The 19,239-nt window shown below is 46.6% G+C and carries 12 protein-coding genes and 1 pseudogene; 8 read left to right on the top strand and 5 right to left on the bottom strand.

All coding sequences use genetic code 11. From position 1 onward, the window contains the following. The first annotated feature begins 167 nt into the window (after positions 1 to 167). The 3 genes from ACTXGE_RS05730 to ACTXGE_RS05720 are packed head-to-tail and all read left to right on the top strand — an operon-like array spanning position 168 to position 4,462. Entirely contained in the window at positions 168 to 2,276 is a 2,109-nt protein-coding gene (locus tag ACTXGE_RS05730) for an acetyl/propionyl/methylcrotonyl-CoA carboxylase subunit alpha (RefSeq protein ID WP_443542466.1), read from the top strand. Between the two features lie 33 nt (positions 2,277 to 2,309). After that, a complete protein-coding gene (locus ACTXGE_RS05725) occupies positions 2,310 to 3,230 on the top strand; it encodes a hydroxymethylglutaryl-CoA lyase (RefSeq protein ID WP_317200196.1) in 921 nt (306 codons plus the stop codon). Positions 3,231 to 3,274: 44 nt separating this feature from the next. Beyond that, complete coding sequence (locus tag ACTXGE_RS05720) at positions 3,275 to 4,462, top strand: isovaleryl-CoA dehydrogenase (RefSeq protein WP_443542467.1); 1,188 nt, start codon at positions 3,275 to 3,277, stop codon at positions 4,460 to 4,462. Positions 4,463 to 4,543: 81 nt separating this feature from the next. On the opposite strand, the gene ACTXGE_RS05715 is transcribed toward ACTXGE_RS05720, so the two are convergent. Together ACTXGE_RS05715 and ACTXGE_RS05710 are read right to left on the bottom strand one after the other, a co-directional pair. Then, on the bottom strand, positions 4,544 to 5,278 hold the full coding sequence (locus tag ACTXGE_RS05715) for a pantothenate kinase (protein WP_443542469.1): 735 nt from the start codon (positions 5,276 to 5,278) through the stop codon (positions 4,544 to 4,546). Between the two features lie 85 nt (positions 5,279 to 5,363). Then, positions 5,364 to 6,275 carry a biotin--[acetyl-CoA-carboxylase] ligase gene (locus tag ACTXGE_RS05710; protein ID WP_443560286.1) on the bottom strand — a complete coding sequence of 304 codons (912 nt, stop codon included), beginning with the start codon at positions 6,273 to 6,275 and terminating at the stop codon, positions 5,364 to 5,366. A 286-nt stretch (positions 6,276 to 6,561) separates the two neighbouring features. Here ACTXGE_RS05710 and ACTXGE_RS05705 point away from each other — a divergent pair. After that, positions 6,562 to 7,365: pseudogene (locus tag ACTXGE_RS05705) on the top strand (sulfite exporter TauE/SafE family protein). Between the two features lie 254 nt (positions 7,366 to 7,619). Continuing rightward, the gene (locus ACTXGE_RS05700; protein ID WP_443542473.1) at positions 7,620 to 9,530 is read left to right on the top strand and encodes an alkaline phosphatase D family protein; all 1,911 of its coding nucleotides are present in this window, start codon (positions 7,620 to 7,622) and stop codon (positions 9,528 to 9,530) included. Between the two features lie 58 nt (positions 9,531 to 9,588). On the opposite strand, the gene ACTXGE_RS05695 is transcribed toward ACTXGE_RS05700, so the two are convergent. Then, positions 9,589 to 9,888, bottom strand: coding sequence for a DUF4298 domain-containing protein (locus ACTXGE_RS05695; RefSeq protein WP_435950236.1), 300 nt, complete (start codon positions 9,886 to 9,888; stop codon positions 9,589 to 9,591). A 140-nt stretch (positions 9,889 to 10,028) separates the two neighbouring features. On the opposite strand from ACTXGE_RS05695, the gene ACTXGE_RS05690 reads away from it, so the two are divergent. The 3 genes from ACTXGE_RS05690 (at position 10,029) to ligA (ending at position 17,306) form a co-directional block, all read left to right on the top strand. Further along, the gene (locus ACTXGE_RS05690) at positions 10,029 to 13,847 is read left to right on the top strand and encodes an AAA family ATPase (RefSeq protein WP_443542475.1); all 3,819 of its coding nucleotides are present in this window, start codon (positions 10,029 to 10,031) and stop codon (positions 13,845 to 13,847) included. Between the two features lie 212 nt (positions 13,848 to 14,059). Beyond that, on the top strand, positions 14,060 to 15,106 hold the full coding sequence (locus ACTXGE_RS05685) for a cell division protein ZipA (RefSeq protein WP_443542476.1): 1,047 nt from the start codon (positions 14,060 to 14,062) through the stop codon (positions 15,104 to 15,106). 124 nt (positions 15,107 to 15,230) lie between these two features. Next, positions 15,231 to 17,306, top strand: coding sequence for an NAD-dependent DNA ligase LigA (gene ligA, locus ACTXGE_RS05680; RefSeq protein ID WP_443542478.1), 2,076 nt, complete (start codon positions 15,231 to 15,233; stop codon positions 17,304 to 17,306). A 403-nt stretch (positions 17,307 to 17,709) separates the two neighbouring features. Here ligA and ACTXGE_RS05675 read toward each other — a convergent pair whose 3' ends face one another. Next, positions 17,710 to 18,363 carry a hypothetical protein gene (locus ACTXGE_RS05675; RefSeq protein WP_435950240.1) on the bottom strand — a complete coding sequence of 218 codons (654 nt, stop codon included), beginning with the start codon at positions 18,361 to 18,363 and terminating at the stop codon, positions 17,710 to 17,712. A gap of 220 nt (positions 18,364 to 18,583) precedes the next feature. Continuing rightward, positions 18,584 to 19,135: an REP-associated tyrosine transposase gene (locus tag ACTXGE_RS05670; RefSeq protein ID WP_443542479.1), complete on the bottom strand. Its 552-nt coding sequence runs from the start codon at positions 19,133 to 19,135 to the stop codon at positions 18,584 to 18,586. Positions 19,136 to 19,239 lie beyond the last annotated feature (104 nt).

Here is a 19,239-nt window from a genome sequence, read left to right as displayed (position 1 = left end):
TCTAGCGAATAGGTATCTAGCAAATTAAGTATCTAGCAAATAAATATATAACAACTAACCCTATAATTAAGGACTCTTATACTAATCCTCTAGGCTCAGCTTAACAAAGCGGGCTTAAGTAAGTATAGAAGTTATCATAGAACTAAAAGGCAAAGACAAGGATAGCTATGTTTTCAAAGATTCTTATCGCCAACCGTGGCGAGATTGCTTGCCGTGTTGCGGCGACTGCTAAGCGCTTAGGCGTCCGCACCGTTGCCGTCTACTCTGATGCGGATCGACATGCCAAGCACGTGTCTGTCTGTGATGAAGCCATTTATTTAGGCGGTTCAGCCCCAAAAGATAGCTATCTCAAAGGCGATGAAATTATCGCTATTGCCAAAGATAAAGGCGCTGAGGCCATTCACCCAGGTTACGGGTTTTTGAGTGAAAACGCTGACTTTGCGCAGGCTTGTCAAGATGCAGGTATCGCCTTTATCGGACCGTCTGCTGATGCCATACGGGCAATGGGCGGCAAGTCTGAGTCTAAGCGCTTAATGGAAGCGGCAAACGTACCGCTAATACCGGGCTATCATGGTGACAATCAAGACGCAGCATTCTTAAAAGAGAAAGCCGATGCTATTGGTTATCCCGTGCTTATCAAAGCCAGCGCGGGCGGCGGCGGTAAAGGGATGCGTATCGTCGAAAACAGTGGCGACTTTAATGATTTGCTAGACTCCTGCCGCCGAGAGGCCATTACCAGTTTTGGTGATGATCAAGTACTCATCGAAAAATACGCGCTCAAACCACGCCATATCGAGATCCAAGTGTTTGGTGATAGTCATGGCAACTACGTGCATCTATTTGAGCGTGATTGCTCGGTACAACGTCGCCATCAAAAGGTGCTAGAAGAAGCGCCAGCGCCAGGCGTTGATGAGTCTATGCGTGAGGCAATGGGTACGGCTGCGATTGAAGCGGCGCGTGCGGTCGATTACGTAGGCGCGGGCACGGTTGAGTTCATCGTTGAGCAGCGCGGTGGCGAGATGAGCTTTTATTTTATGGAGATGAATACGCGCTTGCAAGTAGAACATCCTGTCAGTGAAGCGATCACGGGCGTTGATTTGGTTGAATGGCAATTGCGAGTTGCCGCAGGCTTACCACTGCCAAAATCGCAAGAAGAGCTTGCGATAAACGGTCATGCGATTGAGGCACGTATTTGCGCGGAAAACCCTGATAATAATTTTTTGCCGGCGACAGGGACGCTGTTTACTTATCAAAAACCTGAGCACAGCACCTTTATTATCGATGACGTGCGTATCGATGACGGCGTGCGCGAAGGCGATGTCATCAGTCCATTCTATGACTCTATGATTGCCAAGCTTATCGTCCATGCGCCAACGCGCGAGCAAGCGCTAGCTAAGATGGATCAAGCATTAGGGCAAACGCGTATCGTTGGTCTGCCTAATAACGTGGCATTCTTGCGTTATGTCATCAATACAGACTCCTTTAGTCAAGCCAATCTCGATACCGCTTTGATTGAGCGAGAAGCGGACGTCTTGTTCGATCAGCAGCCGCTTGAGCTATCTACGCTAGTAACGACTGCAATTGTGCAACAGCTCGCTGGCGAATCCTCAGCAAGACTCAGTAGCACTCAAAACGACAATGATCCCTTTGGTCAACCCACTGGTTTTCGCGCTTATACCGATTACGCGCGCTCATTTAGCTTAGTCTACAATGAGCAGTCTTATGTTGCTCGTATTAGTGACTGGCATAATGTGTCAGCTAATAGCGCCACATCTAAAGGTAATGACCAAGCCAGTAGCTTTACACTTACCATTGAGAAAAGCGCTGATGATAAGCAAGCCGCTCCCGAGTCTTTAACCTGCGTTTTTGAAGATCAGGTCAGCTATAATAGTAATGACGCGCACAATCACACCTTGTGGCTGGATGGCGCACGCGTCAGCGCACAAAGCTGGGTACATAACGAGAGGGTACATGTCTTTACTGATCGTGGTCGTGATCAAATTACCCTTGTCAATATTATGGCTTACGCGGGCGAAGAGAGCGCTGCTGTCGGCAGTTTAAAGTCGCCGATGCCGGGTCAAGTGGTCGCGTTCAAAGTCAATGTGGGTGACAGTGTCAAAAAAGGCGAGCCACTTGCTGTTATCGAAGCGATGAAGATTGAGCATACTATTACCGCGCCAACCGATGGCGTGGTCGCCGAATTGCTATTTGGCGCAGGCGATCTGGTCGCAGATGGCGATGAGCTTCTACGTATCGACAGCGCGTCTGATGAATAAAAAGGCCAATATTTAAAAAATAGGATGGCACTTATGAGTAACTTATACCCAGATCATGTCCGCATCGTTGATGTTAGTCCTCGTGATGGCTTACAAAATGAGTCAGCGACGGTGCCGACGGCGGTTAAGCAAGCTTTGATTAACGATCTAATAGCCGCAGGCGTCAAGAAGTTAGAGGCTACCAGTTTTGTCTCGCCTAAATGGGTGCCGCAAATGGGTGATAACAGGGATTTGATGACGGCACTGTCAGATACGCGGCGTGGAGACGTTATTTATTCGGTGCTGGTGCCCAATATGCGCGGCTTTGATAATGCGCTCACCTACCATCCTGATGAAGTAGTGATTTTCGGTTCAGCGAGTGAGACCTTTAGCCAAAAAAACATCAACTGTAGTATCGATGAGAGTATTGAGCGTTTTGCGCCTGTAGTCGTTGCAGCCAAGCAAAACGGTATTAAAGTGCGCGGCGTCATTTCCTGTACCGTGGGCTGTCCTTATGAAGGCGAGATTGACCCAAGCCAGGTAGCTTACGTCACCAAACGTATGGTCGAGATCGGCGCAGAACAAATCGGTATCGCCGATACGATCGGTGTTGGTACTCCGCTCAAAGTTCAGCGCGCCCTTCAAGCGGCCTTTGAATATATTGATGTCGCAAAAATATCTGGCCACTTTCATGACACTTACGGTCAGGCATTGAGCAATACTTTGGCGGCGCTTGAGCTTGGTATTAGCGAGTTTGATACGTCTGTGGCAGGTCTTGGTGGTTGTCCGTATGCCAAAGGCGCAACGGGTAATGTGGCGACAGAGGACGTGGTTTATATGCTCCATGGCATGGGCATCACAACAGGTATCGATTTGGAAAAGTTAGTAGTGGCAGGCGAGCGTATTAGTACATTCTTAGGTCGCCGTAACGACTCAAACGTGGCGCGAGCTATTATAAATAAACGTGCCTCTTAATACATTTTAGTCTACATATTTAAAATTAAACACAAGGAAAGATTATGAGTTTACCCGGATTAGATTTTCAGCTTGGTGAAGATATTGACGCGCTACGTGATGTCATCAGAGCGTTCGCAGAAAAAGAAATCGCCCCACGGGCAGGCGAGATTGACAGCAGTGATGAGTTCCCTATGGATCTATGGGAAAAAATGGGTGATGTCGGCCTGCATGGTATCACGGTACCCGAAGAGTATGGCGGCTCAGACATGGGTTATGTGGCGCACATGGTTGCATTAGAGGAAATCAGCCGCGCTTCAGCCTCCATAGGTCTAAGCTATGGCGCGCACTCAAATTTGTGTATCAACCAGATCAAACGTAACGGAAATGAGGCGCAAAAGCAGAAGTTTTTGCCTAAGCTTATCAGCGGTGAGTTTATCGGCGCGCTCGCCATGAGTGAGACGGGCGCAGGCTCCGATGTTGTCAGCATGAAACTTAAAGCTGAAGAAAAAGACGGCAACTATATCTTAAATGGTAGCAAGATGTGGATTACCAACGGTCCTGATGCCGATGTCATGGTGGTCTATGCCAAGACCAATCCGGAGCTAGGCGCCAAAGGCATGACCGCCTTTATCGTTGAAAAAGGTATGGAAGGCTTTGGTACTGCGCAAAAGCTTGATAAGCTCGGCATGCGCGGTAGCCATACGGGCGAGATGACTTTTAATAATGTCAAAGTGCCAAGCGAGAATATCTTGGGCGGCATTGGTCAAGGCGTTAAAGTCTTGATGAGTGGCCTAGATTTTGAGCGTGCGGTACTAGCCGCTGGCCCTATCGGCATTATGCAAGCGGTTATGGATAATGTCATACCCTACATCCATGATCGTAAGCAGTTTGGACAAGCTATCGGTGAGTTCCAACTCATTCAAGGTAAAGTCGCGGATATGTATACTATCTTGCAGGCGGGTCGTAGCTTTTTATATACGGTCGGTAAGAACTTGGATATGCTGGATAAGCAGGGCGAAGGTCACAGTCGCCAAGTACGTAAAGACTGCGCTAGTGTGATTCTTTGGTGCGCAGAAAAAGCGACATGGATGGCGGGCGAGGGCATTCAGATATTCGGCGGTAATGGCTATACCAATGAGTACCCGCTGGGACGTTTATGGCGCGATGCTAAACTCTATGAGATTGGCGCTGGAACGAGCGAGATTCGCCGTATGCTCGTCGGCCGTGAGTTGTTTAACGAGACAAAGTAAAGGTATTAAATAACGGTTAATCCAAAAAGCAGTATGTCTATGACGTGCTGCTTTTTTATTGGTTTATTCTCTTATAAAGCTCTAATCAGACAACTGCTGACGATAATCAAAGTAACGCGCCAACCCATTTAATAGTAGATCATCGCGCAGCCGCACGGGGCGATTGACGTGTTGAGCGATAATATTGGCATCACCGCCGGTCATAATCAGCTCAAAGTTTGGGTGCCGATGAGTAATCTCATTGATAGCGCCCACGATAGATAATAAAATGCCGCGATGTACCGCATCTTGCGTGGTGATGCCATGAGTTAAGTTATCGAAACTACCGTTTGAGATTGCAATCTGCTTGGTTCCTGAGAACAGCGACTCGCGTTGCAAATAGATATTAGGAAAAATATAGCCGCCCAAATGCTTGGCGTGATCAATCAGATCAATCGTCACCGCGGTGCCGCAGCCGATCACGCACTGGCGCTTTTTTTTATCGACCGCACCGAGCATCTGTAACCAGCGATCACAGCCCAATTGCTGATCATTATAATTGCTATGCATCAATGGATGAGCGGCATCGACATGGACAAATTCAAAAGGAATATCAAGTCGGCTCAAGGTCTCAAATACTTTACTATTGAGCTCATCACCCAGCACTGAGGAGATACCGATAAAATCAGGAGCGTAGTTCTCAAATCGATCGGTCAGACCCATCAGCAGCTCAGCGGGCGCTTGCAGATGCAATTTGGCATCATGCGCGACGATCTGCCCGATATCATCTGTCAGCCAGTATTTGAGCCGAGTATTACCAAGATCTAACCAGAGCATAGCATTCCTTTTAGCATAACCTTCCCTTTTAACCGCTCTCGTTTAATGGTGCTTTTGCGAGAGCAGTATTCGTTATAAGTACCCTTTAAACTTCATTTATCACATCAAGGCGACCGGTAAAAATGGTGCAAATACTAGCGTCATCTTGGCGTAATTGCAAACAGCCATTATTATCTATACCGCAGGCATGACCTACGATTTTGTGTTCTTGAGCGCGGTGAGTTTGCGTGACGCATACCTTTAAGTCTGCTAGCGCATCTACCGCCTCAAACTGCTGTATAAAATCATTTAAATAGTGTGGGTTTACGCTAGCACGCTCAAGCGCTATTTGCGCAAAACAAGTCATCGCTGACAACAGAGCATCGCTCACTTGCTCGTAAAGAGTTATCAAACTCGGTATGTCATTATTATTATCTGTCTTAACCAATTGCTTAATGTCTTGCAAGCTTATTGCTTGATAACTCATACCTTCAGCAGTTTTTGCGGTGAGCGTAGGCGTAGTTGCCACATTTAGACCGACGCCGATGACAACGCCCAACATTTTGCCATCGCGTAATACCGGTTCTATTAATATCCCTGCCAGTTTGCTAAAAGGCGTCACGCTTTTATCTATAGTAGTATGAGTGTTTTGCTGGGCATAAAAGCCCAAATCATTGGCCCATTTGACACCAATAGGAATCAACCCTTTGGCACATAATTGCTCATTGATCGTTTCTATTACAGGCATAGTAGCCAGCTTCACGCCTACAATTAACGATAGCAGTCCGCTGACAGGCGCTTGATACGGATGATACAGAGATAAATACACATTGCCCGCTGGCGACTGCCATGAGCGCTGATGCTGTCCGCGCCCACCACTTTGCATCTGCGCAGTCAAAAGATGTATTTTGTCACCGTCCAGAGTACCTGCTTCTAGGTCTGCTATCAGCTCGCTATTGGTTGAGATGCTACTCGTAAGGTGACGATGATTAAGGTTGGATGATAAGCTAGATAACATAGCGGATACGCTCGTAAGTTTCGTCAGCATTTAAAAAGGGTGGCGTCAGTATTTCATGCAACTGTTTTTAATATGGTAAATTGAATATAAAACTGTCGTGTAAGTTTAAACGCGCTACTGGTATAAATTTTACTTGCGTGCTGTGCCTACGCCGCTTGATGCTGCATAAAACTCATCCCAGTAGCGCTATGTTTTTTTACAGTGCATTGGATATATACTGCGAGCTTCGCTCTTGGCGCTAGCCATTATGATACAAAAACCCGTGAGATAAAAGGTGGCGTCAATGATGTTATATGTGTGGTTTGTGATTGCGGGTGCATTTGCAGGTGTTAGTGCAGGCTTGTTTGGCGTTGGCGGTGGCATGATTATCGTGCCCGCACTAGTATGGATATTTACCGCTTATGATTTCCCGCCTGACGTTATCACGCATTTGGCGATTGGTACGTCGCTTGCAACCATCGTAGTGACGTCCATTAGCTCATTGACCGCGCATAATAAGCGCGGCGGGGTACGCTGGGAGGTTTGGCGCAAGATGGCGTTAGGACTAGTTATCGGTAGTCTCGTTGGTGCAGGTATCGCGGATATGATCGATGGCAAAGCGTTGCAAGCGATTATCGGTATCGGTGCGTTACTAGTAGCGCTCAAAATGTTGTTTTTCTCTAACAAAGAGTAATTGGGTAAGCCGCTACCTCCTGCTGGCGTCCAGTTTGGGGCAGGCACTGGTATCGGAATGGCGTCGTCTATCTTTGGAATCGGCGGCGGCAGTTTGACCGTACCGTTTTTGAACTGGGCAGGGCTACCGATGAGACAGTCGGTTGGCACTTCAGCCGCTTGTGGTCTGCCGATTGCACTGGCTGGCGCGGTAGGATTTGCATGGTTTGGACAAGACGTCGCAAATTTGCCTGAGGGCACGATAGGCTTTGTGCATATTTCAGGCTTTTTATGCATCTCAGTCGCGAGCTTCGCTATGGCAAAGGTCGGTGCCAAACCTGCTCATGTATTGCCAGCGCTCACGCTAAAACGCGCTTTTGGTGTGCTGCTTATATTCGCAGGCGGGCAGTTGTTTTTGAGTGGGATTGGGGTGGTGTAATTAGCCAAAATTAGAAAATAAGAAGAGTAAAAAACTAATTTTTCGCGCTAAAAATGATTTTTATTAAAAGCCTTGATAACACTTACTCCTGTCAAAAAATATTGCAACAGACAATACTGTACTTATAACTAAACGTTTGTGATAGTATTTTGCTTACCTGTATTTGATTGATAAGGAAGTTTAATCAATACGGGAAACCACCCTAATGTTTATCGATAGCGATAGATTACCTATAGCACAAGGATGCGCAAGCCATGAGTAAACACGGCGATAAAAGCAAAAAAGCAGATATCGAACTAAAAGATGTCGCAACTGACAATACAACAGAAAAAGTGATTCACAATGTTTTTGTCGACAGCTTAGTAGAATCAAGCGACACATCACAATCTGAGCCTGCCAGTAATACTCGCAGCAAAATGGTGTTTAATAGACGCCGCTTTATGAAAGGTTTTGGGTCTATAGGGGTGGCGGCAGTAGGGGCTGCTAGTCTAGGCTTGGCAGGGTGTGACGATGATGACAACGACAATTTCAATGCCAATGACGCCGTTAGTTTTGATCACGGTGTTGCTAGCGGTGATCCCTTATCTGATCGTGTCATACTGTGGACCCGAGTAACTCCGCAAAACACAGGATCTCGTCAATTTACGGTTAACTGGGTGATAGCTCGTGATTCACAGATGGATAATGTGCTCAAACGAGGATCTGTCACTACAAATGCTACCAAGGACTATACTGTCAAAGTCGATGTAGACGGTCTAGAGCCAAACACCGTTTATTATTATCAGTTTACCGTAGGCAGTAAAAGCAGCCGCGTTGGTAAAACCAAAACCTTACCTGTAGGCTCAGTGAACCAAGTCAAAATGGCGGTGTTTAGCTGTGCCAATTATCCAGCTGGGTTTTTCCATGTTTACGCTAATGCTGCTAAGCGCAATGATTTAGATGTTTTTATCCATTTGGGCGACTATATTTACGAGTATGGTCGCACGGTTACCGATGCTGGGGGCAATGTCGTACCTGCTTATGCGTCGCAAAACGCCGCTGCTATCGACCGTGAGGTTGAACCTGCGCAAGAGGTGACGCGCATCAACGAATACCGCATGCGTTATGCGCAGTATAGAAGCGATCCAGATTTGCAAGACTTGCATGCCGCTGTACCTATGATTGCGGTATGGGATGATCATGAGCTGGCCAATGATGCTTATGAAGATGGCGCCGAAAATCATCAGCCTGCCACTGAGGGCAGCTGGGATGATCGCAAACTCGCCGCTGTCACCGCTTATCATGAGTGGATGCCGATACGTAACGAAGTACAAAGTAAGATCTATCGCAGCTTTGACTTCGGCGACTTACTAAGTTTGCACATGTTAGATACTCGCATTATTGGACGTGATGAACAGCTCAATTATGCCAATTTTATCAAAGCTGATAATGTGGTCGGCGCCTATATTGACAGCGATGCGTTTATGGCAGCGACCAATGACCCTAATAGAGAGCTATTGGGACTGGCGCAGAACAACTGGCTGGTGGGCCAACTACAGCAATCAAACGCTAAGTGGCAAGTGCTCGGTCAGCAAGTGTTGATGGGACGGATGGATATACCTGCGCCCGTCATTTTGAATTTAGCCGATCCTAGACTTGGCTTAGATATCAATGCGTACTTAGCGTTAACGCAAAAAGCCCAAACCGCTCCACAAACTTTAACCCCTCAAGATATCGCTCTATTGCAACAGCCTGCTATTCCTTATAATACTGACGCTTGGGATGGTTATAGTGCGGCGCGTGAGCGCATATTAGCAACCGCCAAAAGCTTAAATAAAAACCTAGTCGTACTGGCGGGTGACACGCACAATGCATGGGCAAATAATCTCACCGATAAAGACAACAACGCTGTGGGCGTAGAGTTTGCGACCAGCTCAGTCAGCTCACCAGGATTTGAGGAATACATTCCTAATCCGCCAGCACAAGTAAAAGCGGTACTGACTCAAATCATAGACGGTTTGCAGTTCATAAACCCGAATGAGCGTGGTTATATGGCGATTACGGTCACGCCTGAGTCTTGTCAGTCAGAATGGGTATTTGTTAGTGATATTCTACAGGAAACCTATAGTAGTGAAGTGGGACAAACGCTCAAAGTGCTCGCCGGCGCAAACCAGTTGAGTGCATAACTTTTGTCTGAGCAGTTCTTTGCCTAAATAAATTTTTTCTACAGGCGGTTGATAGAGTCTACTCTTTATCAATCGCATCGAGCCCCAATCGCATCCACTTCATTGCCAGCTCATTGCGATCGGTAAGCATGCTCCATAGCGCATCTTCACTAAAGATAGAATGCGCCTCGCCTGAGTGCTCAATTGGTAGATCCGCTTCACGATCTGCCATCCACTGCGGGCTTAAGTAATACCCTTGCAACTCATCGAACAGCTTTTCTGCTTCTAAAAATTGCTGCTGCGCCTCAAGTTGCTGCTGATATAACTGGCTCCAGCGCTCATATTTTTGTTGTAAGTCCTGCGGGTCAGAGTTCTTCATGTTAGCTCGCTTATTTTTAATTCATACTCAATATAGGCTGTCCTCTATTCTAATGCAATGCAGCCTTATAACAAACTTCTAAACACACCGCAATTTGCGGTAGAATAGCCGCCTGTTTTTGCTGACCTAATATACCTTTCATGCGCCTAAAATCCCTCAAGCTGACAGGATTTAAATCCTTTGCTAATGCTACCACCTTTAACTTTCCTCGTGGCATTACTGCTATTGTCGGGCCCAATGGGTGCGGCAAATCAAACGTCATTGACGCCATACGCTGGGTACTAGGCGAGACCTCCGCCAAGCAGCTGCGTGGCGGAGCGATGAGCGATGTGATTTTTGCAGGCACCCAAGACAAATCGGCAAAAAGCGTTGCCAGTGTCGAGCTGACCTTTGAGCACACCCAAGATGAGACCACAGGCATTCGCCACGAGTTTAACTTATATCATGAACTGTCTGTACGCCGTCAAGTCAATAAGGAGGGACGTTCAGACTATTTTATTAATGGCACGCGCGCGCGTCGCCGTGATGTTGTCGATGTCTTTTTAGGCACAGGGCTTGGCGCGCGCAGTTATGCAGTGATTGAGCAGGGCATGATTGGGCGTATCGTTGACTCAAGCCCCATGCAGCTACGTGAGTTTATTGAAGAGGCGGCAGGGGTATCACGTTATCAAGCACAGCGCTTAGAGACCCAAAAAAAGCTTGAGATCACGCAAGATAATTTAGCGCGTTTGCAGGATATGCAAAGCGAGCTTGTCAGTCAACAAAAGCGGCTATCTAAACAAGCAACAAGCGCCCAGCGTTATGAGGAGTTAACACTCGCGCGTGCTGATATCCAGCAGCAACTTACCATTCAGCAGTTGTACCAAGCTAAGCACTATCAGCAGCAGCAAAAACAAGCGCACAAGCAAGGTCTCGATGAGGTCGCGCGCCTGCAAAGCCTTTGTGAGGATCTAAAAGCCAAGCAAGACAAACTGACAGCGCACATCACACAAGAGCAGTGGCTCAAAGACGATGCGCAAAGCACACACTATCAGCAGCAGCTGGGCTATCAAAAAGCTGAGCATGAGCTTTTTGATATTCAAAACCAAATCAGCCAGATTGAGCAGCAGATCGATAGTATACACGCGCAGCAATCACAAACGCATACAGAGAGCGAAGCCTTAAAGCTAGAGCAAAGCGAGCAACAAGCGTTGCTGGCAAGTCTACGTCCACAGCTCAACGATTTGGCGATCAAACGTGAGTCCTATAAACAAAGCGAGCGCACATTGCAGCGGGCATGGACTGACGCGCAAGATAAAGTATCGCGCTTACAATATGACATGCGCATTTTAGAGCAGCAACAAGCCATTAATGCTCAGGAACAAAAGCGCTACCAGCAAAGCTACGACAAGTGGCAGCGCCGCGAGCACAATTGGCAAGCCCTACATGCGCAGCTATTACCCTTGGGCGCAGATCATAGTAGCGTCTCACCTGCATTCGCAAATACCGAGCTGACCGAGTTAAAGGATCAGCTAGGGCACATTGTACGCAAGCAGGATTATACCTTTGAGCAGGTAGCAGTACTGCAACCTAGGGCGCATGAGTTACAGCAGCGATTAGGCGTACAGCAGCGTGAGCTGACAGAGAATGAAAAACGTCATGCACTGCTAGTCGGTGAGTACGATACCTTGCATCAAATGCTGCATCCTAAATCACGCAACGATACGTCCGCTCAATCACGCGACGATACGTCAATGCAGCACGTTACTAAAATAACTTATGACACTGAAGATAGCGATTTTGATCAGGTGTCACAGCCGTTACCGATAAGCACGATACGCGCACGCATTGAGCTGACAGATTTGGGTCAGCGTTATGCCCATATACTCGATGAATGGCTGGCCCCGTGGCTTGATAGCCATGTCTTGCTGACGGACAACAATAGACAGAACTTGGCGCATTATGTAACAAACTTACTCAGTTATCAAAAAGATACCGTAGGTGCAAAATCGGGTCACAGCTTATGGCTGCCCGCTACCCAAAGCGATGAAGTTCATTCATTTATGAGCCAGCTAGCACATGCGCTTAGCAAACAGCTTATACCTTTATCTCAGTTGATCTCGCAGCCAAGACTTACGCTTTGCCAGCAGTGTTATTTATACATTGGCACTGATAATGAAACTGAAGAAGAAAAAAGAGCAAATCTGGGTAGAGTTTTAGAGGTGTTACCAAAGCCTGCAACGCTACTAACGACTGATGGCTGGATGATTAGTCAGCAAGGGATGATAAATTTAAGTAGGCTCATTGGTCGGGATAATAGCGAAAACAACAGCGCGTTTTTGACCCAACGTATTGAGCAACGCGCGCGCCTAAAACAGCTTGAGACCTTGCTAGAGGCTAGCAATGTAAGCATAAACACGCAGCAACAAACGCTTAAGCAAGCTCAGCGCGAGTATGATGCATTGACGATCAGCTTAGAGGAGGCTCGTACGCAGGCGGCCCAATTAACGCAAGATAAGCATCACTGCCAGCAGCAACTTACCACTTGTCAAGCGATGTATGAGCGCTTGCAAGCTGACATACAGCGTCTGGATAATGACAAATTAAGCCTTGAGCAAGAACAGCAAGCGCTAATATCTGAACAAAAAGCGCTCAATGATAAGCAGGGCGAGACTCAACGGGCGCTAGATACGCTCATTACACAATTGACAGAAGCAAAAAGTCATCGTCAAAAGTTACAGACGGATAAAAATGAGCGTAGCCGTGTTCGGCACGCAGAGGATGATGCTTGGCAGGTACTACAGTTAAACATACAAAAAGGCGAGATGCGTTTAGAGCATAGCGTTAGCCGCCTAGTCAAGGTGACAGATCAGCACGATAAATCCCTACAAGAGTCGCAAAAGCTTGGCGTTCAATTAGTAGAGTATCAACAGCAATTGCCAGAGCTAAGGACAAGGGTGCAAAAGATACAAGAGTTGCGTGATCAGCAGCAAGCGCTGCTAGCGAAGCGTGAGTCAACCTTAGCGGCGCTCAAGCAAGACTATAGTAAACAGCAAAATGAGCTGGACGCGCTACAGCATAAGCTTCAATCACAGCAAGAGGATTTGGCACAGCTAGCAACACAGCTAGCGCTAAGTAATGCGCGCTTGGAGGACGCGAGCACTCATGCGCAAGAGGCTCTAGCAAAGTATCAAAGCATCAGTCAAAAGTATGATAAAGACGCGCCGCAAATGCTAAGTGTCTCAAACGTGTTAGCGGACTTTATCGTCCATGATCGCCGCGTGCGTCCAGACAAAATCGCTCAGCTCAAATCAGAACAAGCCAAGCTTGAGCATGAGCTGAGCAAAATAGGCGCGGTTAATCTAACCGCTATCACAGAACTGGCGGCGGTTAACGAGCGCTTAGAGCCGTTAGCGCAGCAGACGGCAGACATTGCCGCGAGTATGCAGACTTTGACTGAGGCGATCAAATCTATCGATGAGACGACTAAGGCGTTATTTATGCAGACGCTTGATGCGGTAAATCTTGAGCTGGCGGCTTTATTCGCCAAAGTATTCGGCGGTGGTCACGCGAACCTCACGCTAGATACCGATAGTGATTTCCCTAAATCTGAGCAGTGGCGCGCCGGACTCACTTTGATGGCGCAGCCCAAGGGTAAGCGCAACAGCCGCTTAGCGGTACTCTCAGGCGGTGAGAAAACCCTAACCGCGCTGAGTCTTATTTTTGCGATATTTAAGCAGCATCCTGCACCCTTTTGCGTACTTGACGAGGTCGATGCGCCGCTCGATGATGCCAATGTCGCGCGCTTTACCAGCTTAATTGAGGAGCTTGCAGGAGAGGTGCAGTTTATTTTTATTAGTCACAACAAGCTCTCCATGCAGATTGCTGATGAGCTAAAAGGTATCACTATGGCGCAAGCTGGCGTCTCAACTTTGGTCAGTGTGTCCTTGGATGAAGCGATCAATTATATCGACAGCTAGAGGCTCATGTAGATCATTTGGTAATGAACCTGTTTTCATTTAAACGGCAAATAGTGATTTTATGCTTAAAAATATAGTAAGATAAACTTGCCGCACTCAAGTAAGTACGCGTGCTAAACATAGCAAGTGATGACGGCGTCTATTAGCCATGCTAGACTATTGCTATTTGTTTTCACTATCATCCCCTTTGTCATTATTAGGATATCTCACTCATGACCGCTATTCAGTTTATCTTGATTGCCATTGCAGCCTTTATTGTGCTTGCAGGGCTGTTTATGGTCATTCGCAGTTTTAAGCGTCGTCAAAATACTGAAGCCACTCCGGTGAATTATGACAAAAATGGCATTCCTATTATTCCGCGTCATGAGCGTAATATCGTTGATCAGCCAGATCTTGACGATACTGTCGCAGGCGAGACCAGTATCGCGCCTGATCGCGAGTATCTACAAGCGGTCGTCGAAGACGAGCCTACAACGCAGTCTGCAACCATCGATGATATGCTAAATCATGCCCAAGCTGACGCTAATCCTGCCAGCGAGCAAAATGAGGATTATGAGCGCTGGCAGGCGGAGCAGCAGCGCGCTGATGATAGTGAATTTGCAGCGATAGCGCAGCAGATCAATAATGATGATAATAGCGATGAGTATTTAAGTGCGCCTACGCAAAATGGTGAGCAAGAGATTGACGCTTTTTCAAGCCTAGTGTCAGCCACAGACAGCCTGATGCCTGTCATTGATACCTTTGATGAGCCAAGCTTTGATGACAACAGTCCGGTGCTCGACCAGCATCTACTTGAGCCTGTTGATCAAGCGCAAAACGGTCCGCTGATTCATGCCAAAGACAACATCAACATTACGATTTTGCCGCAGCAGTACCGTGACCGTGCAACGTCCGTCATTCGTGGTCGTGACCTGTTAGGGTTGATAGATAAATATGGTCTGCGCTTTGGCGCGATGAATATGTTCCATCGCTATGAGCAAAAAGACGGCACAGGTATGCTTTGGTTTAGCATGATGGGCATCACTGATGAGGGTATCGCGCCTTTTGACCCGCATAGCGTGGCGACCAATACCTATAGCGGCGTCGTGGTGTTCTTATCGCTACCGCACCCGCAGGCGCTGCATAGTTTTGATAGTATGATGAGTATTGCCTACATGATGGCAGATGATCTGGACGCGGTTATGCTTGACGAAAATAACGAGCCGATCACCCCTGAATATAAGCAGCAACTGCGCAATCAAGTACGCGACTATGAATAAAGGCTAACCTCTAATAAAACAAAAAACTCTAGCCTTATTGAAGCAAATAACGTCATTCGTTTTACGTTATTTGCTATCAAAACTTGTTATGATATTGGCATCTTGAACCGTAAAGACGCCGATTATGACTGACTCAAAAGCTACCAAACCCTCTACTAAAAATGCAGTAAAACCTGCCGTAGATAACGACGCTATCATCGCAAAAATGCGCACGCTTATCGAAACGCTCAAAACCCATAACTATCGCTACTATGTGCTGGATAATCCTATCTTAGACGACAGCGAGTACGACCAACTGCGCCGCTCGTTGTTAGAGTTAGAAGAAGCCTACCCTGATCTTATTCAGCTAGATAGCCCAATCAATCAAGTCGGCGATACCCCGCTGTCAGCCTTTACCCAAGTGACCCATGATATCCCTATGCTATCTCTAGGCAATGTCTTTGACTATGATGATTTGCACGGATTTATGCGCCGCGTCAATGATCGTTTAAGCTTGGCCCAACAAAACCCTGAGTACGAGATGGAGCTTAAGCTGGATGGACTGGCTGTTTCCCTCAAGTATGAGCATGGACAGTTTGTGCAAGCGGTCACACGCGGCGATGGCCAAACAGGTGAGGACATTACCCAAAACGTCAAAACTATCCGTAACTTGCCGCTGTATCTTAGCGAAGCAACAAACATCGAACTGCTAGAAGTGCGCGGCGAAGTGTTGATTCCCAAAGCAGGCTTTGAGCGCTTAAACCGCTTGGCAGTCGAGAACGATGACAAAGTCTTTGCCAATCCGCGTAATGCCGCTGCTGGGAGCTTACGTCAATTAGATCCCGCTATTGCTGCTAGCCGTCCGCTAGCGTTCTACGGATACTCGGTCAATCAAGGACTACCCGAGACGATAGAGACGCAGTCTGCCGCCCTCGCTTGGCTTGGTGATCTTGGCTTTACCGTCAGCGCGGTGCGAGTGGTGGCTCACCCGCGCCAAGCACAAGAGTACTATGAGTCAATGATTGAAACTCGCGAAAAACTGCCGTTTGAGATCGACGGTATGGTTATCAAGGTTAATAGTCTTGCACTCCAGCAGCAGCTTGGCTTTTTATCGCGTGAACCGCGCTGGGCCACCGCCTATAAATTCCCCGCCCAAACCGTCATCACTCGCCTAAACGATATCGAATGGCAAGTGGGGCGCACGGGGCAAATCACCCCAGTCGGTAAACTTGAGCCCGTCAAAGTCGGCGGCGTCACCGTTAGCAACGTCACCTTGCATAACTTTGGTGAGATTGAGCGCTTAGATGTGCGCGCAGGCGACATGGTTAGCGTGCACCGCGCAGGCGACGTCATCCCTAAAATATCTCGCGTCTGGCACGATCAGCGCTCCAAGGAATCTAAGCCCGTCACCCTGCCGAGCAACTGTCCGGTATGCGACTCTCCTGTAGTGCTCCCCGAAGGCGAAGCGCTTGCCCGTTGTAGCGGCGGTTTGTTTTGTCCTGCTCAGCAAACCGAGGCCTTAATCCACTTTGTCTCGCGCCGCGCTATGGATATCGATGGACTCGGCGAGCGCTGGCTCATTAGCTTCTTTGAGCAAGGACTCGTCAAAACCGTCGCCGACATCTATGACTTGCACCAGCATATGGAGGAGATGATTACTTTTGAAAAACTTGGCGAGAAGTCGGTACAAAACATAATAGGAGCCATTGAGGCTAGCAAAAAAACTACCTTAGCTAGATTTATCTACGCCTTGGGTATTCGCGGCGTCGGCGAGGGCACCGCGCAAAACTTCGCCCAGCAATTTGGCGATTTGGATAGCTTAATGAGCGCTGATATGGACGCGCTTATTGCCACCCCTGATGTTGGCACCATCACCGCTGAGCTGACCCACGAGTTCTTCCGCGCCTCGCACAATATTGAAGTGATAGAGAAATTACGCGCAGCGGGCGTGCATTGGGATAACGTTGAGCAAGTCGCATCCGACGATCTACCACTTGATGGGCAAACGTGGGTCATAACAGGTGCGCTTAGCAGCATGGCACGCGATGAAGCCAAAGCCAAACTGCAAGCGTTAGGTGCAAAAGTCTCAGGCAGCATCTCCGCCAAAACTACGGCTTTGTTGGCAGGTGAAAAAGCTGGCTCGAAAATGGCAAAGGCTGAGAAGTTAGGGGTTAAGGTAGTAGGTGAGGATGAGTTCTTGGCACTGTTAGAAGAATCATAACTTTTTAATATGAAAGCGATTTGTAGGGTGGTTTAGCGATAGCTTAACTCACCGAACTTTAGATATATTGCAAAAGACAAAGATTTAAAAGCATGGTCTCAGCATCGCTTGCTTTAACAGTGGGCAAATATGCGGGTCATGAGCCGTCTTTCTTTAATGGTTTACTCGGCGCTCGTCCCTCGCGCAAAGAGCGAGAACCTGCATATATTTGAGTAGGGTGCGCCCAGCGCACCATTTAAGAAACGGATTTATGAATTTAAGCATATTATTTTATAAATAATTCAACGTGGAATAATTTTATAGATAAGTGTTTTTAATTTATCTATCTGGATTTATGCGTTGGTGCGCGGGGCGCACCCTACAAAAGCTATTTATTCGTTGTTATAATGAGGAAATGCAGAGGCTACATCCTATATATATTTTCACTGTTTAATCGACAAGCATAATAGTAATGACCGCCAATATAACTCATTACTCCACTATTTTTAAACTGTAAAAGTGGATAACTTCGTAAGGCACTTGCTTGAATGAGAGTATCTTCGTAGTTGCATAAGTATTCTTTTTTTAAACTTATGGCGTAAATTAAATTTAATATGTGCAAAGCAGCGAGAGCGTTCAATAAATTTTTAATATTGGCTTTATAAAAATTTTCTGGACGTTGATGTTTGATGTCATTATATGCACTCCACCACTCAAAAGCTTCACCTTCTCTAGATAACGGTTTAAAAGGTTGAAAAACACGTTTTTCATTACTGATATTAAGAAATACCTCAGAGCTACTAATTATTGGAAAGTATTTCGACAGCATTTCCCTATGATGACCCATATTAGGTTGTTTAATTAACTGTAGATCTAAATTAGCTCTTATATGTTTAAGAATACTATCTATATCAGTACAAATTGCAAAATATAATTGCATGTTTTTAAAAGAGTAGCTTTCATCGTTTTTCTTATGGATAGAAATATATTCACTAATCTCTTCTAGGCTATTTTCCAAAGATAAATAGTGTGACCAAAACTGATTTGTATTTTCGATTGTACACCTTAGCTCACTCATTGTTCTTCATCCTATTCAGCTTAATTTCAATCGGGTTAGTTAGTGTAGGGTGCGCCCCGCGCACCACTGAAGAATTAGGTTTTAAATTTATATGTATTATTTGACTTATAGCTGAACGTTAAATGATTTGCATAGAGAGGTGACTTTAATCTATTGGTTCATATTCACGCGTTGGTGCGCGGGGCGCACCCTATCATTCTTTAATTGCATAAACGACAAGCTAACCCAGCTTATCCGCAAAACCCTCTAAAAAAACAATCGAACCACCCCAATCTTCCGCATAAAACCCTTGTCTTACATAGCGATGAAAGCTTGAATAAGGCCAATCTGCAACCTTATCAACCAAGCCATGTTTGACAGGATTATAGTGCAAATAATCCATATGCTTGATAAAGTCAGACTCGTTTCTAATTTGGTGCTCCAAGAATCGTCTTTGCCATATTCCTCTCTCATTCCGTTTTACTTCTGAAAGGCTCAATGCATCTTTAGTTGAATGATACTGCGGACAAGCTTGCGTGGTTAGCCGTTTTATCTGTGACCAACGCATACTATAGTCAGCATCGTTATCAGGCATTTTCCAAATACAGTGCAAATGGTCAGGTAGTTGCACCCACGCAATAATTTCGAAAGGATACTGCTTCTGAATCTGTCTTATACTACTTTTAAATGCTTTTAAGAAATCAGGTTCGCATAGTATTTTTCTTCGGTTGTACGATACCAATGTAAAGAAATAAGTAGCGCCTTGGGTGTACGAACGGATGTACCTTGGCATTTTTATTCCTTTATGGTTTTGATATTGAATCGGTGAGCGGGGCGCACCCTACAAGTCTAGTAATTTCAATTTGCTATTTCATATTCACGCGTTAGTGCGCAAGA

Source organism: Psychrobacter sp. T6-4 (assembly GCF_052258425.1).
Taxonomy (GTDB): Bacteria; Pseudomonadota; Gammaproteobacteria; order Pseudomonadales; family Moraxellaceae; genus Psychrobacter.
This window is presented reverse-complemented; position numbering and strand designations above follow the sequence as displayed.